Annotated in this window: 12 protein-coding genes and 1 pseudogene; 4 read left to right on the top strand and 9 right to left on the bottom strand. The window is 59.3% G+C overall.

All coding sequences use genetic code 11. From position 1 onward, the window contains the following. Window positions 1-406 precede the first annotated feature (406 nt). Window positions 407-772 (top strand): hypothetical protein, encoded by a 366-nt coding sequence (locus tag FFM81_RS10640; RefSeq protein WP_003573105.1) that lies wholly within the window; start codon window positions 407-409, stop codon window positions 770-772. Between the two features lie 30 nt (window positions 773-802). On the opposite strand, the gene FFM81_RS10635 is transcribed toward FFM81_RS10640, so the two are convergent. The 3 genes and pseudogenes from FFM81_RS10635 to FFM81_RS10625 form a co-directional block, all read right to left on the bottom strand. Next, window positions 803-3,061: a bifunctional diguanylate cyclase/phosphodiesterase gene (locus FFM81_RS10635; RefSeq protein ID WP_138384391.1), complete on the bottom strand. Its 2,259-nt coding sequence runs from the start codon at window positions 3,059-3,061 to the stop codon at window positions 803-805. Window positions 3,062-3,413: 352 nt separating this feature from the next. Next, window positions 3,414-3,888 (bottom strand): annotated as a pseudogene (locus FFM81_RS33330) (helix-turn-helix domain-containing protein); the annotation flags it as partial. 214 nt (window positions 3,889-4,102) lie between these two features. Then, a complete protein-coding gene (locus FFM81_RS10625; RefSeq protein WP_138384286.1) occupies window positions 4,103-6,253 on the bottom strand; it encodes a mechanosensitive ion channel family protein in 2,151 nt (716 codons plus the stop codon). A 389-nt stretch (window positions 6,254-6,642) separates the two neighbouring features. On the opposite strand from FFM81_RS10625, the gene FFM81_RS10620 reads away from it, so the two are divergent. After that, complete coding sequence (locus tag FFM81_RS10620; RefSeq protein WP_003573097.1) at window positions 6,643-7,599, top strand: alpha/beta fold hydrolase; 957 nt, start codon at window positions 6,643-6,645, stop codon at window positions 7,597-7,599. Window positions 7,600-7,752: 153 nt separating this feature from the next. Here FFM81_RS10620 and FFM81_RS10615 read toward each other — a convergent pair whose 3' ends face one another. After that, complete coding sequence (locus FFM81_RS10615; protein ID WP_003573095.1) at window positions 7,753-8,445, bottom strand: DUF599 domain-containing protein; 693 nt, start codon at window positions 8,443-8,445, stop codon at window positions 7,753-7,755. A 451-nt stretch (window positions 8,446-8,896) separates the two neighbouring features. Here FFM81_RS10615 and FFM81_RS10610 point away from each other — a divergent pair, with 451 nt between their 5' ends. Further along, window positions 8,897-9,418: a PAS domain-containing protein gene (locus FFM81_RS10610; RefSeq protein ID WP_003573093.1), complete on the top strand. Its 522-nt coding sequence runs from the start codon at window positions 8,897-8,899 to the stop codon at window positions 9,416-9,418. A 19-nt stretch (window positions 9,419-9,437) separates the two neighbouring features. Here FFM81_RS10610 and FFM81_RS10605 read toward each other — a convergent pair whose 3' ends face one another. Next, entirely contained in the window at window positions 9,438-9,821 is a 384-nt protein-coding gene (locus tag FFM81_RS10605) for a hypothetical protein (RefSeq protein ID WP_003573092.1), read from the bottom strand. Between the two features lie 70 nt (window positions 9,822-9,891). After that, window positions 9,892-10,581 (bottom strand): hypothetical protein, encoded by a 690-nt coding sequence (locus FFM81_RS10600; protein ID WP_025416197.1) that lies wholly within the window; start codon window positions 10,579-10,581, stop codon window positions 9,892-9,894. A gap of 286 nt (window positions 10,582-10,867) precedes the next feature. Here FFM81_RS10600 and FFM81_RS10595 point away from each other — a divergent pair, with 286 nt between their 5' ends. Beyond that, the gene (locus FFM81_RS10595; RefSeq protein WP_097533470.1) at window positions 10,868-11,473 is read left to right on the top strand and encodes a TerC family protein; all 606 of its coding nucleotides are present in this window, start codon (window positions 10,868-10,870) and stop codon (window positions 11,471-11,473) included. A gap of 18 nt (window positions 11,474-11,491) precedes the next feature. Here the strand turns inward: FFM81_RS10595 and FFM81_RS10590 are convergent, their stop codons facing one another. The 3 genes from FFM81_RS10590 to metG are packed head-to-tail and all read right to left on the bottom strand — an operon-like array spanning window position 11,492 to window position 14,658. After that, window positions 11,492-12,316, bottom strand: a complete 825-nt coding sequence (locus FFM81_RS10590; RefSeq protein ID WP_025416198.1) for an MBL fold metallo-hydrolase — start codon at window positions 12,314-12,316, stop codon at window positions 11,492-11,494. A 4-nt stretch (window positions 12,317-12,320) separates the two neighbouring features. After that, window positions 12,321-13,103, bottom strand: coding sequence for a TatD family hydrolase (locus FFM81_RS10585; protein WP_003573084.1), 783 nt, complete (start codon window positions 13,101-13,103; stop codon window positions 12,321-12,323). A gap of 4 nt (window positions 13,104-13,107) precedes the next feature. Next, on the bottom strand, window positions 13,108-14,658 hold the full coding sequence (metG, locus tag FFM81_RS10580) for a methionine--tRNA ligase (protein WP_097533468.1): 1,551 nt from the start codon (window positions 14,656-14,658) through the stop codon (window positions 13,108-13,110). Window positions 14,659-14,864 lie beyond the last annotated feature (206 nt).

Raw genomic sequence — 14,864 nt, 5'->3', positions numbered from 1 at the left:
GGATGATATAGGCGCCCATGACGATCTGGCGGCCGCCGAGGACGATGCCGGCGGATCGACAAGGGTGACATGCACCGATTTCAGCAGCCTGCAAGAACTCGATCATTCATTGATTTAACGCAAAGCGGCCGTGTTCGAGCAGGGTAGGATCGGCTGGCAGGTTAGAGCAAGACGATCACAGATCCGATCCTATTATATGCCGAGGGAATGCTGGGACGGTTTCGCCACGGGAGGAGCGCGCAGGGTCGGGATAAAAGGGGATTGAATCGCCATACGCGCAACCATCCAGTCTCTGGAGGCGTATAGTGGACATGCGGACGCGTTGATGTGTTGGGAGGAGGCATTGCAAGGGACATCGTCGGCTGAAGAGGGCGGCCAAAAGGGGTGAAGTGACGGGAGAACGAAGATGTTGGTTACAGATCGTGACTGCCAGACTGGAGGAGCGCGGTTCGCCGTACCGACGTTCGGCGAAATCGAGGGAAAGCTGTTGGTTTGCGAAGTGGTGGCGACCTGCTGCTTGCGACAGCTCCTCGCTCACTCCGCTTCCGCCGCCATTCCAATCGTCAAACGCCGGGTCAGACGATTGCTTGAGACCCGCTGCCGCGGCGAAAAACTCTGCCAGGACGACATGGAAGCGGCCGTCGAATATGCGTTTCAGCTGGTGGATGCGGCCGCCGAAGCAGCCGGCAGGAAGACCGCGGTTTCGAAAACGACCGATGGCTGCGAAACAATTCGCCGGCTGCGGGCAATGCACGCTCCATCTCGTCGTTAGCGCGCTTTAGACTAGGCTGGCGGGGTTTCTTCAGCCTGCCACCGTCCGTCCTTTGTCCTTCATGCTGCAAAATTCGATCAACTGTTCCGATGTCATTGGTCGCGCTAGAGCATAGCCCTGCAACAAATGGCAACCAAGGTCTTTCAGGATCTTCGCGTGCTCCATTGTCTCCACGCCCTCGGCAACGATGTCGATGTTCTGTGACCGGCCGATTTCGATAATGGAGGAAACCAGGCGGCGTTGAGACGGAGAAGCTATGATCGGTTTGATAATTTCGCGGTCGATTTTAAGTCGCCGCGGCTCAAATCGAAGCAGACTAATGATGCTGGCATGTTCCGTGCCGAAATCGTCGATCTCGATTTCAATGCCAAGCTCTTTGATAATCGCAATGATATCATTGAGCGCAGGCTGAAGCTCGTCGAAGGAAATTGTCTCAAGCAACTCGAAACACAGTCGACCCTTCGATACGGGAAGCTCGGACAGCTCGGCAAGCAGATTTGGCTGCGCCAGGCGGCGCGCTGAGATATTGACTGAGACACGCGGGATCTGCATTCCCAGACTATCCCATCTCGTAAGCTCGAACAGGGCCTTCTGCAGGATTAGCCTATCCATGTCGCCGCTCCGCCCCAGTCTTTCCGCGGCGTCAAGAAAATTGTTCGGGCCGAGCAGACCTTTTCGCGGGTGATCCCAGCGGGCAAGGGCCTCGACGCCGGCGATAGCCAACGTATCTGCGTTGAACTGCGGTTGGAAGAAGGCGACAAGTTCATCGCGGTCGAGCGCCTGATTGAACTCATCCGCCAATTCTTTTGAATGGATTGCAGCGCTACGAAGCTCTTCGGTGAAGATGGCCGCGCGGCCACGGCCGGTCTTTTTCGCCTCGTAGAGAGCCAAATCGGCATTCAGAAGCAACTGACCAAGATCCCGCCCGCGGGCACGTTCAGTCTCCCAGGCGACACCGACGCTCGCTCCGACCACATACTCTGCCCCATCGATAAGGATGGGCCGCTGGAGGCCGTCGACGATCTGTTTGGCCAATTCGGTTGCTTCAGTCTCGGGATCGGCGCTCCACCGGGCGAAGATGAACTCGTCTCCACCGATCCGAGCCGCGACGTCGTTTGGACCGGTCAAATCGGCGAGGCGCGAAGCCGTAGTTTGCAGGACCATGTCGCCGCCGGCATGTCCTTTCGTGTCGTTGATCTCTTTAAATCGGTCGAGGTCGATATGAATGAGGATCAGACTATGTTCTCCACCGGGTCTCTGTGGTTGCGAGATCATCTGGTCGACAAACCGTCGGTTCGCCAGCCCCGTCAGCGCATCGTGCAACGACAGATATTCCAGCCGTTGCCGCGCTCGAACGAGCTTCTTCTTGTGAAGGCGAAGCTTTTCAATCGTTCTTTGACGGGATTTGGTCAGGAGGCCGACCCAAATGATCGGCGCAACGACACACAACGCCAACAGGCTCGCATAAAACTCAAAAATGCCTATCCCGCTATTTTGTCCCCATCCCCGCTTGGGCACGGCGACGAAGGTCCATCGGCCATAAGTCATATCAACGGATGTCACGACCGGCTGCTTCGAAAAGGTTTCCAGATTTCCGAGAAAAACCTGTTTCGCCGAATTTGGCTCCGGCACGGTGCTGATGGCAATCTCAAGCTCGGTCGATCCGAGGCCGCTATCGCTATAGAGTCTTGGGATATCTATGATTCCGGAGAGCAGACCCCAAAAGACCTCGCTGTTTCCGTCATTGTTATAAATCGGGCACCTGACGACGAAAGCAGTTCCGCCTTGGACGAGCTCCACCGGGCCTGTCAGAACGATGTTGTGGGTGTTGCGCGCCAGCATCGCGGCAGCCCGTTGCTTCTCATTTTTTCGGTAATCGAGCCCGATGGCCTTTTCGTTTCCTTTTTCCGGATAGACCCACTTGACCACCATGTCGGGCGCCGCAGCGAAGCTGCGCAATTGTGAATCGGGCTGCAGTATCTGCGCCGCAAGTTTGGAAAATCCGTTTTGGTCCATTGTCGGATCGACGGCGATACCGGCTGCCAGCCCTTGCAGCAGCTTCACATTGCTATTGAGGTTGGTCTGTAGCCGAGATGATATTGTGGCAAGCTCGCCGGCAACAATCGAGCGTTCTTCGGCCAGCGAGCGCTCCAGCCGCCAGTTCGTTGCAACCCAGACGATGATGACTGCAATCATTGCCGCGAATATTGCCGGAGCAAATGCGCTGGCATGGCTGGCTGTGGAAGTAGCGAGGCCACGTACTATCTTTGGACTTCTAAGAAACTTCATCTGGTTGCCGGCGCGGATGGACACGCCTGCATCCTTGCACAGTTTCTTTAAGGCAACGCTAAACCGGCCGGCCTGGGAGAAAAGCCGATCCGGTTCGGATGTCGCCGCCTCTTGCTTTCAGCACGCTGGTGCAGCGACAGCGATCGGCGACGGTCGGTTGGAGATTGCGTCGAGATATTCAAAAATATTGTATTTGAATTTCTCTGCCGTGCGGCGCGCGTGCCAAGCCGCGATAAGATTGATTGGCACTGGCGAACCGGGCAGGTGAGGGCGCCAACGACGGCTTCTGCCCGCGCGGCTGAAAAACCCGCTTCTTGCTTTCGCGCCGCGAGACCCAGATGCCGGCCTCGGTCATCCATTGGCGCAGCCTTTCCTTGGCGACTGAAATCTGATGTAGTTCGATCAGCTTCTCACGCGCCAGTGTCGGACCGAAATCCAGATAGTCTTCGCGGATCAGATTCCAGCGCCGCATTGCGGAAATCATCGTTGTGACGCCGGTTGCTCGGGCGCGATCGCTTCTTCGAAACCAGACCGTCTGGACCGGCCTGATCATAGGCTTGCAGCACCTGAACGACGCTCAGACGCTGATCACGGGTCTTCTGATCCCGAACGCCATCGCTGATCCGGTGGTTCGACGGCCGACCAATCGCCTTATGGCGGATCGACGCCGCGCCGGTTGTGCGGATGCGACCCAACAACCGCCGCACCTGGCGCTCGCTCAAATCAAGCACATGCGCCGCCGACACCAGCGTCATCCGACCGGCGATCACCGTCGACAGAACCTCGATCCGCTGCAGATCGCGCTCGCTCATCGCAATCAGTCCCATCCGCTTGTCTCCCACGTCATCAAACGCGGGGAGATTGACATTCCAACTTTGCAGAAACAGGACAGTTCAACTTTGCGGCTACATCAGAAGATCGCATAAGATAGATTATGGAACATAAAGATATCTTTTGATTACAATGGCCTATCTCCATCGCTCGTCTCACGGCCCGGCTCTGGGCCCGGTCGAACTGCATTTTGACGATCGCACGCCACAATTATTCCTGCAGTGTTGGGATGACTTTGGCTGGCCTTTGCAACTCCGCTGCGGCGGCGGACGCTGCTGCATCGGCCGTCCCGTTGGAAACATGAACCGTCGGGGTTGCAAACTGGATCCCTTTTTCCGCGAATGTCTTCTTCAGCATGGCGAGCGCCTTTCGGCGAACGCCGAATTGTTCGCCGGGTTTGGCCATGAACTTCAGCCGGATCTGCACGCCATAATCCGCCATCTGCTCGATTCCCTGCATCTTCAAGGGCTCGATGATGTTAGGCCCGAGCTCGGCATCTTCCAGCAGTTCGACGCCGATGCGCTTGATGGTCTTGCGGACCTCTTCGAGATCGCTGTCATAATTCAGGGTGAGCGTGATGATGTCGATCACCCAGTCGCGGCTGAGGTTCTGCACAGCGCCGAGTTCGCCGAACGGGACGATGGTGACCGGACCGCGGTGGTGTCGCAGGCGGATCGATCGCAGCGAGAAACCTTCGACCGTCCCTTTATATTTTGCCGCCTGAATATATTCGCCGATGCGAAACGCGTCATCGAACAGATAAAGGACACCTGATATGATGTCCTTGACCAGTGTTTGGGCACCGAATCCGACCGCTATGCCGACGACGCCGGCGCCTGCCAGCAGCGGTCCGATCTGAATGCCGACGGCATCCAGGATCATCAGGAAGCCGACAGCTCCGATCGCCAGGAACAGGACATTGCGGAGAATGGGAAGCAGCGTATTCAACCGTTGACGACGGCGGGCTTCCGGTCCGTCCTGATGCCCGGCCTCTGCGTTTCGCGACGCCACCGCCATCTGACTGTCGATCAGCGTGCTGGCGAGCTTCCAGATGACGTCGGTCACCAGCAGCACGATAACGATGCGGATGCCTGCGCGGATCAAACGCGTGGTCACCGTTTCGGCGGCGGCAAGGTCACTGAGATTGACATCCCAAGCGCGGGCAATGAGAAGCGCAGCGACCACGATGAGGCCGTTCCGCAGCGTTTGCATGATGACAACAGACCATCCGACGATGGCCGGATCGTCCACCGCGTGCTCGCCGCCCGATTGTATGATGCGACCGATGATATCGCGAGCCACCGAAACGGTCAGCGGCAGGAGCGCGATGACGAGCATCGTCCAGAAGGCACCGCGCAGCCCGGACACCCACAACAACCACGATAGTACGATGCTCGCACTGAAGCCGACACAGACCAGCCGGTTCACCGGCGGCCCGTCGGAACGAAACTGCCTTAGCCAAATCATGACGATCAGCGCGATTGAAACGACGCCAAGCCACGCCGCGGTAAAGAGGTCGACTAGGATGGGTGAAGCGCCGATCGTCCGGATCACTTCGATGGTGGCCCAGCCAACTGCCAGTACCGCGACGATTCCGAGGAGCCAGTAGTACCAGAACCAGGCAAGCGAGGTGACAAGCGTCAGAAGCCGCATATGCGGCAGGCGGGCGCCCGGCGCGATGACGATGCGGCCGATAAGTACGCCGAGGCGCACCATCAGCGCGGCTGACAACAGGATGAGGGCAACATCGCGAAACACCGCAGGCCACGGAAAGAGAATAAACGCGCCGAGGCTGCCGATCAGGTAACCGATCAAGGCGAGAACACCCATCGAAAGCCGGCCCGCATGGAGCTTGATCCGCTGTCGGACGGTGTCGGCAGGCGCGGTCAGCACAAAATGCAGAAGCCCCCGCCCCGACCACCAGGCCAGGCGTTGCGCGACGAAACCGCCAGCTATGAAGAGTATGACTGCCAGGATCAGGCCGACAGGGTCGATATGGTTATCCGTCTGGAAGGCCCGGACCGCCGCCTGAATCTGTCCCGGGAGGGTCGGCACTGCATTGAGGAGCGCGAGCAGCCTCTGGCGCAAATCCTGTAATGAAGTGGCAATCGACGGCGGTGGCGCCCCCTGCGGGACCGCCGCCGGCAGCACGGGTTCCTGACTACCGGGAACGATCCGATTGACCAGCGCGCGGCCGGAATCATCATTCGGCAATTCGATAATAACCCGGATCGGCGCCGAGGAATTGGTCGGCTCGGCCGCGGGCGCGGGATTTGCGCTGGCGAGTAGAAGCGTTGAAAATACCACCGTCAGCAATGTGAACACTCCGCCGAAGAAATGACGGTCGTTGTTGATGCGCATGTCGCTGTGGTCCCCGCGAAGTGGTCGCGCTGTTGTCTAGTCGATAGAACTTCGCCACTTTGTGAAGCGTTGCATCATCAACGTCAATCGACGACCGGCCTGGCGGACGCAGACAATATGTTGCAGCGACGCTCGGAAGCGACAAACGCTCGCGGCTGGAGCGGACATAAATTTCCCGAGTCTATCTTCCGTGGGTAACTTCGAAGGGGAAAGATACCCTGCCCCGCTTCCCTGCCCGGTTCGATGCCGAAACATCGGGCCTGGTCCGCAATCGTCATCGAGAGGGTGCCTCTCATTTCCGGCGGCTACCATGCGCTGGCGCCGTGTCTACTTATTCTGGGGGGTCGCCAATTTTCGAGCTTGGGCCGTCGTTCACGAAAGGACCGCATATGTCTGAGAACAACATCGCACATGCTGCCGCATCGGTCGCAGCAACTCCATCGTTCGGCGCCGCCGAAGCCTTCGCTTCCGCGTCTGGAGAAGCCGCGCACGCGGCCGTTGACTCCATCGAGATCGACGAGATCCTGACGCTGAGGAGAATGATTGTCCGGGCTCCGGCGACAAAAGGCACCGTACTTTTCCTGCATGGGTTTCCGGAAACGCTGAGCGTCTGGAAGGGCATCGCAACAAGGCTTGCTCGCGACTACGACGTCCACGCCTTCGATTGGCCGGGCTACGGCCAGTCGTCGCGGCCGGTTTTGGAACGGTTTTCCTATGCGCCAAGGGCGTATGCCCAGGTCTTGAAGGCCTATATCGAACGGGCAGCCATCGACCGGTCGAGCCTCGTGATCTACGCGACCGATATCGCTGCCCTCCCCGTTCTGCTGCTTGCTCTCGATGAGCCGACGATCGCCAGGCAGATCATCGTTGGCGACTTCGCGCCGTTCGACCGGCCGCAATATATGTGGGAGAACCTGCAGAACCTCAAAGCTGAGCCGACCGCCTCGCCGACCCGCGCTTACATGAACAAGACCAGTGAGGAGATCCTTGCGAACGTGCACAGGCGCGGCCTCTCGCCCGCGGAGCAATTCGATCTGCCGATCGACCTTCAACAAGACATGGCCCGTTCGTGGAGCCTCGATGGGATCACTTCGGCGGACGCCTTCGCCCATTATTACGCGAATTTCACCCGCGACCAGAACGTCCTCGAGGCCAATGTCGAGTGGTTGAAGACGCCGGTCAAAGTGGTCTGGGGCGAAAAGGATCTCTACATCAAAAAGGAAATGGGCATCGAGTTCGCCGCCAAAATCGGTGCGAAAATCGATATCCGGCCGGGTATCGGCCACTTCCCACACCTTCATAATCCGAAACAAACAGTTGAAGATATCCACAGATCCTTCAGATAATCCTTGATTATCGTGTTGAATAGTCTGGCAACGGTCATCACATGCGCATCGCTTCGAGGCGGTCCATCGGGCACCGTTTCTGTTTTTGTTCGAGGACCACGGCTGTCACACGATGCCGACAAATTCCGCTCCAGCGGAACTTAAGTCTTGGCCCTAGTCGAGCAGCTTGCGTATGGCCATGATCCCTTTGGCGGCATCCGACCAGGATTGACGCCAGACCAGCATGCCGACGCTGAGAATGGCCGCAACGATGAAGGGGATCGGCCCGAGAAACCAGAAGGCGGCTGCGAAGGTGAAGTAATAAGACCGGACCCCGACGCTAAACGATCGAAGCGCGGGGTTCAAAACCAGGGTCAGCGCATTTGTCCAGCTGACAATGTCCCTGTCTTCATCGCGCGACGGACTCGCCCCAATCGCCGCCAGGCAATAGTTGATCTGCCGGACCGCCCAGATGAAATCGGATAGTCCCCTAAGCAGCGTGGCCATGATCAGGAGCACCTTGCACTGGAAAAACCAGGCGGGATCCTGGGCGGCAAACATCTCGATCAGACCGCCACCCGATCCATAGTTCGGCTCCATGAAGAGCGCGCCGCTGAGCCCGACGATGACGATGAGGTTGGCGGATCCGAAGAAGGATGCCGAATTGATCGTGTGCCCGAGGATCGCCGCGTCGCCGATGAAGTTATTGTCTCGCGTCAGAACCTCGCGCATCCAGGCGGTGCGGATCCGCACCATATCGACGGAAAGGCTGTCGTTTCTCCTCGGCCAACCCACTGCCATCAAAGGCTCGAGCGCCACCCAGACAAGAAGGAAGAAAACGATTGCCGCGACGTTCAGAAAATCCATGGGGCCCTCGAACTGAATCTGGATCTTCTGGAAACACTACTTCGAGGAAACAGCAGCTCCAAGCGTCTATCGTCGCCCGCGATATCGTATCCGGCCGCTGCGCACGATCGCCAGGGCAGATGCCTGCGCGTGACGCGTTTATGTGGCGGACGCCGGCCGCGTCCTACGCGTCGCCTTGCGGTGTGTAACGAGCCCGAAAACGTCGATGTGACGAGGGCGATACGCGCCGCGCCGCGCTTCGGTGGCAAGCTTGTTGACTATGCGGCGCAGATTGAGCCATCAGGCGTGGAGCCTTAACAAGCAGGCTGCTCGGAACGTTCTTGCAGTGGCGTCGAGTGGAACGCGACTAAAATCGGGAGGAAAATAGTACTGCTTTGTCTTTGATCAGGCATGTCGTATTCTTGCAAGTGCTGGGGATTGGTCAACCGGCCGCTCAGACTGGGGGTGCGAAATGAACCTTGTCAGCGGGACTTTCGGAACGCCCGAATTTCTGTCTGAAGAGCCTGGTATCTTCACGTGGGATTTGGCGACCGACACGGTTTATGCAGATTCGGCGCTGGCAATTCTCTTTGGGCTTGATCCGGCGCAGACCGTCGCCGGGCTGCCGATCATAAAATACCTCGACCGAATTCACCCGGACGACAAGCCATCCGTGGCCAAGGCGATTTCAGACTCGGTGATCACGGGAAATCCCTACCGCCATGACTATCGAGTATTTGATCGAAGCGGACAAATCGTAGCCGTGGCTGCCTTCGGCCGCTGCTTCCGGGACGAAGCCGGAAACCCGTCACACTATGCGGGCATCGTATTTCCGACGAATGATCACACCCCGCAAGATGAGTTGTTAGCTCACTGCACGGCGGCTCTAAAAATTGCGCAATCATCCGGCCTGCAGACGACGGCCGATGCGCTTGAATCGATTCTGAAAGAACTCGCCAAGCCGATGCCGGCCGACCCCGCGCCGATTCATTGATGACGTTTTTACGGGGCTGTCAGTGCCACCGTCTCGCCTCGGAAAGTTGACCGGCAAATCCGGTCAGCATCACCCCCAGCGCAAGGCGTCGAACCAGTCTGGTTGCGACGAAAGCTGCACACATAGCCGCGGCAAGCTTCGCCCAGGGATAGTCGCCGAGTTGAACATGGGCGTTTGCATCGACCGAAGTGGCCTTGGCTTTCAGTGCGGCTTCCGCATCCTCACGCAGCATGCCGATCCGGGCGCGCAGCAGCCTGACTTCATGCCGCAGCACGGCCAGATCATGGTCGGCCTTTTGGCGCGCGCTCTCTGTGGCGGCATCGGCAAAAGGTGGTTCGCCTTCGGCGACCAGGTCATCGGGGTCGAGCGGAAGAACGCCGTCCCGGTTGATGGATGATTGCATGGATCTGTCCTCCAACTACTAGCAAGGGAACCAAGGCCAGGCATAGCGGCCGGGGCCTTGGTCGTGCATATCAATGATCGCGCCGGAAACTCTGGCTCTGTCGCGATCCATCTTGTGACTGGCTCTGGGATTGCCGGTCGGCGTCGCCCGACGGCGAGCCGGCGCCGGTGAAGGTGTAAGCCCGCACCTTGGCGCTTCCATGCGCGGTGTCGCGTGTGGCAACCGGATGCAGGTCGTCGGGATTGGCAGAAGAATCCCGGCCTTCGAAGGCGCTTTCGGAGACGGCGAGATCTTCCGCAGCTTTGCCGCCTCCAGTCGAGCCGGCAAACCCCGTGTTCGAGGCGCCTTGAAATGCGCCCTCCGACGACCAGAGGTCCGCCCGCTCATCCATGTCGATGCTGCCCTCGTCGTCGAGAATATCGTGGACTGTCTCATAGAGCGCGTCATCGATGTCATTGACCTGGACGAGGAAGCCGCCACGCCGCAGCCCCTCCGCGTAGACCGCACGATCCTCGTCGGGGAAAAAGAAGTCGGCCAACGCGTCGAAGAAGCCGCTGCGGTCGCCGCTCATCGCGCCGGCGGTTTTTTCATCCGCCTCATAGCCTGGCATCAACCTGATTCTCGCGACCGGCACGCCCGCATCTTCAAGACGGGAGACGGCGGATTCGGCCTCCGATCGACTGTCGAAAAATGCGGTGAGGCTACCGCCCCCTGTCGGGCCCGAGAAGGCTGGCTTGGTATCGTTGTAAATGCTGCTCACGGGAAATCTCCTCTCGATGCATAGACCCACGCCGCCGATGCGGCGGCTGGTTTCCTGATCAGAAAAACAGGTGGACGAGTGGAATGTTCCAAGCCAATGCGCCGGAGGCGGTGGCGGCCTCAGCGGCATCGCCCACCCCCATATTGGCGGCTCACCGACATTAGAAAGAGGAACGGTTTGGCATCGAAGATCGTTGTCCCGCGCCACCGCAATTCAAGGTGCTCTGCGGTTGACGTCATACCTTCGAGACGCTAGCACGGCTATTGACGCATTGGGGATATTTCATATGGACATCTTTACGGCAGCCGGTCTGACGGCTTTGCTGCAGGTCATTGCTATCGACCTCGTTCTCGCCGGCGACAACGCCGTGGTTATCGGCCTTGCCGCTGCCGGACTCGAGTCCACGCAGCGCCGAAAAGCGATCATCGTCGGCATTGCGGCCGCGACCATCCTGCGTATTCTCTTTGCCAGTGTTGCGGTCTATCTGCTGGCGATCGTCGGTCTGTTGCTGGCCGGCGGACTTCTGCTCCTCTGGGTCTGCTGGAAGATGTGGCGCGAGCTACGCGCCGGCCATGGCAACAACCACGACGCGGCGGGCGCCGAGGGAGCCCCGAAAAAGACCTTCTTCCAGGCGGCGACCCAGATCGTCATTGCCGACGTTTCCATGTCGCTCGATAACGTGCTCGCCGTTGCCGGTGCCGCGCGCGAGCATCCGAGCGTGCTGATCATCGGTCTGGCCTTGTCGATCGCGCTGATGGGTATCGCCGCCAACCTGATCGCCCAGTTGCTGCACAACCATCGCTGGATCGCCTATGTCGGCTTGCTGATCATCCTCTACGTCTCGCTCGACATGATCTATCGCGGCGCCGTCGAGGTTATGCCCTACGTTTAGGTAATGTGGGATCGAGGCTCAAGCCCCGATCCTGACCTCGGTTTCGAAGCTCATCTGGTCATAGGCCGGCACCACATGGTCCGGCGTCTCGGCCATCACCACGTCGTAATCGAGCGGCGTGTGCATATGCGTGAGGATCGCCCGTTTCGGCTTCAGCCGGCCGATCCAGTCGAGCGACTGTTCCAGCGACAGATGGCTCGGATGATAGCTATATTGCAGCGCGTCGATGATCAGCACATCGAGATTTTGAAGCTTGTCGACGGTCTGCGGCGGGAAGTCGCTGATATCGCTGCAATAAGCCACATCGCCGATACGGAAGCCGAGCGAGTGGATATCGCCATGCTGCTGGATATGCGGATGGAACTGTATCTTGCCGCCTGGGCCGCGGATTTCGACGGGTTCGTCGAGGTTTTCGATGACAACAGGCAGCACGATCGGCGGATAATTGCTGCCCGGCGGCGTTTCCAGGCAATAGCCGAAGGCTTCGCGCAGCCTGTCCATCGTATATTGGTCGGCAAAGATCGGCACCCGGCGGCGCGTATTGTGGAAATAGCCGCGCAGATCGTCGATGCCGTGAATATGATCGGCATGCGGATGGCTGTAGAGCACGGCATCGACATGATCGGCCCCTGCCCTGATCATCTGTTCGCGAAAATCCGGTCCGGTGTCGATGACGACGGTGGTGATACCGCCATCCGGCGCAAATTGCTGCACCAAGAAGGCGGCGCGTGTGCGCCGATTTTTCGGATTGTCGGGATTGCAGGCGCCCCAGTCACCTGTAATGCGCGGTACGCCGGGTGACGACGAACAGCCGAGAATGGTGAAGCGCCGCCGGTAGAGCACGCTCTCAGACCCTCGGCATCTTCGTAAACAGGCGCAATGCGTTCTCTGTCGTGATCCGCGCCACCTCTGCGTAGGAAAGACCGATCGTCTCGGCCAGCACCTCGGCGGTGTTGACGACATAGGACGGTTCGTTGCGCTTGCCGCGCCATCGCTTCGGCGCCAGATACGGCGCGTCCGTTTCCACCAGCAGCCGCTCATGCGGAATCGTCTTGGCGATCTCGCGCAGCTCTTCCGACTTCGGGAAGGTCAGAATGCCGGAAAAAGAGACATAGCCGCCGAGTTCGACACCGGTCTTGGCCAGTTCCGGTCCGGCCGAAAAGCAGTGCAGGATGAAGGGGAAGGTCCCCTTCCCGGCTTCCTCGGTCAGGATCGCTGCCATATCCTCATCGGCGCTGCGGCTGTGGATGACGAGCGGCAGCCCGGTCTCGCGTGCCGCCGCGATATGGCGGCGAAAGCCGGTCTGCTGGTCTTCAGGCTTCTGCGTATCGTAGAAATAATCAAGCCCGGCCTCGCCGATGGCGACGACCTTCTCATGAGCATTCGCCAAGCGGACCAACTCTTCCGTCTGGATATCAAGCTCCTCATCGGCATTGTTCGGATGCGTGCCGACCGAGCAAAACACCGACGGATATTTCTCGGTGATGGCAAGCAGCCCGTCGAGCTTGCGCACCCGCGTCGAGATCGTCACCATCTGCCTGACACCGGCCTGATGGGCGCGCGCGACGATCTCGTCGCGCTCCGCCTCGAAGTCGGCGAAATCCAGATGGCAATGCGTATCGATCAGCACGGCCTCAAGCCTCCGGAGCCACGTAGCGCGGGAAGACCGGCGTCGGCGCTTCGAGCGGCGTTCCGGCAACGAGACGGCCGGCTTGCCCGAGAGCGGCGAAGTCGCGCTTGTCTGCAGGCGCCGCGACCAGATCGAGCAGCTTGCCGGAGGATTCCGGCATGAAGGGCTGCAGCAGAATGGCGATCTGGCGCACGACTTCGGCGGTGACATAGAGCACCGTGCCCATCCGCTCCGGATCGGTCTTCTTCAGCGCCCACGGCGCCTGGCCGGCGAAATAACGGTCGGTCTCGGAAACCACCGCGATAATCGAGGCGAGCGCCCGGTGGATCTGCTGCTTGCTCATGTCGTCGCGCGTCGAGCCGTGCAGCGCGTCGGCCTGCTCCAGCATCGCCTTGTCCTCGTCGCTGAGCGGCCCGCATTCCGGGATCTTGCCGTCGCAGTTCTTGACGATCATCGACAGCGAGCGGCTGGCGAGATTGCCGATGCCGTTGGCAAGGTCGGAGTTGATGCGGATGCCGATCGCCTCTTCGCTGTAGCTGCCGTCCTGGCCGAAGGAGACTTCGCGCAGGAAGAAGTAGCGCACCTGGTCGAGGCCGAAATGGTTCACCAGATTGACGGGATCGACGACGTTGCCGAGCGACTTCGACATCTTCTCGCCCTTGTTGAGCAGGAAGCCATGGGCAAAGACGCGCTTGGGCAGCGGCAGCTTCGCCGACATCAGGAAGGCCGGCCAGTAGACGGCGTGGAAGCGGATGATATCCTTGCCGATGATGTGCACATCGGCCGGCCAGTATTTTGCCCGCGGGCCGTTCTTGTCCTCGATATAGCCGGTCGCGGTGATGTAGTTGGTCAGCGCGTCGACCCAGACATACATGACATGGGCGGGATCGTTCGGCACCTTGATGCCCCAGTCGAAGGTCGTGCGCGACACCGAAAGGTCCTTAAGGCCCGACTTGACGAAGGAGATCACCTCGTTACGGCGTTCGGCCGGACCGATGAAATCCGGGTTCGCCTCGTAATGGGCAAGCAGTTTCTCCTGGTATTCGGAGAGCTTGAAGAAATAGCTCGCCTCTTCCACCCACTCGACGGGCGTGCCCTGCGGCCCGTAACGCACGCCGTCGGCGCGCAGCTCCGTCTCGTTTTCCTGGTAATAGGCTTCGTCGCGCACCGAATACCAGCCGGCATAGCTGTCCTTGTAGATGTCGCCATTTTCGGCCATCAGGTTCCAGATGTTGCGCGAAGTCTCGTGATGACGCTCCTGCGTGGTGCGGATGAAGTCATCGTTCGACGCATTCAGCAACTTGGCCATCGCCTGGAATTCACCGGAATTGCGGTCGGCAAGCGCCTGGGCGGTGATGCCCTCGCCGCGCGCCGTCTGCTGCATCTTCTGGCCGTGTTCGTCGGTGCCGGTCAGGAAGAACACGTCCCTGCCATCCAGGCGCTGGTAGCGCGCCATCGCATCCGTCGCGATTAGCTCATAGGCATGACCGATATGCGGCTTGCCGTTGGGATAGGAAATCGCGGTGGTGATGTAGAAGGGTGTCTTGTCTGTCATGGCGGCCAATGTCCGGCTAACTCTATAAAAATGGTCAGCCGCTCTTAGCGCATGTCACCGTCAAGCGAAACATCAAGTTTTACCCTCGCCAATGATTTCCGGGAGGTGGGCACGGTGAACTTGACTCAGCTTGTGCCGCAATCTACCCCTCATGAAAAAGAGGGCGGAACAGAAGCAGGTGCCAGTTTTCATCTACCGGGATAGTC

The sequence above is a fragment of the Rhizobium hidalgonense genome (assembly GCF_005862185.2).
GTDB classification, from domain to species: Bacteria; Pseudomonadota; Alphaproteobacteria; order Rhizobiales; family Rhizobiaceae; genus Rhizobium; species Rhizobium hidalgonense.
This window is presented reverse-complemented; position numbering and strand designations above follow the sequence as displayed.

What these genes read in the sequence shown, in the direction of transcription:
- FFM81_RS10640 (WP_003573105.1), top strand. Translation starts at nt 407, where the DNA reads ATGTTGGTTACAGATCGTGACTGCCAGACTGGAGGAGCGCGGTTCGCC.
- FFM81_RS10635 (WP_138384391.1), bottom strand. Translation starts at nt 3,061, where the DNA reads ATGAAGTTTCTTAGAAGTCCAAAGATAGTACGTGGCCTCGCTACTTCC.
- FFM81_RS10625 (WP_138384286.1), bottom strand. Translation starts at nt 6,253, where the DNA reads ATGCGCATCAACAACGACCGTCATTTCTTCGGCGGAGTGTTCACATTG.
- FFM81_RS10620 (WP_003573097.1), top strand. Translation starts at nt 6,643, where the DNA reads ATGTCTGAGAACAACATCGCACATGCTGCCGCATCGGTCGCAGCAACT.
- FFM81_RS10615 (WP_003573095.1), bottom strand. Translation starts at nt 8,445, where the DNA reads ATGGATTTTCTGAACGTCGCGGCAATCGTTTTCTTCCTTCTTGTCTGG.
- FFM81_RS10610 (WP_003573093.1), top strand. Translation starts at nt 8,897, where the DNA reads ATGAACCTTGTCAGCGGGACTTTCGGAACGCCCGAATTTCTGTCTGAA.
- FFM81_RS10605 (WP_003573092.1), bottom strand. Translation starts at nt 9,821, where the DNA reads ATGCAATCATCCATCAACCGGGACGGCGTTCTTCCGCTCGACCCCGAT.
- FFM81_RS10595 (WP_097533470.1), top strand. Translation starts at nt 10,868, where the DNA reads ATGGACATCTTTACGGCAGCCGGTCTGACGGCTTTGCTGCAGGTCATT.
- metG (WP_097533468.1), bottom strand. Translation starts at nt 14,658, where the DNA reads ATGACAGACAAGACACCCTTCTACATCACCACCGCGATTTCCTATCCC.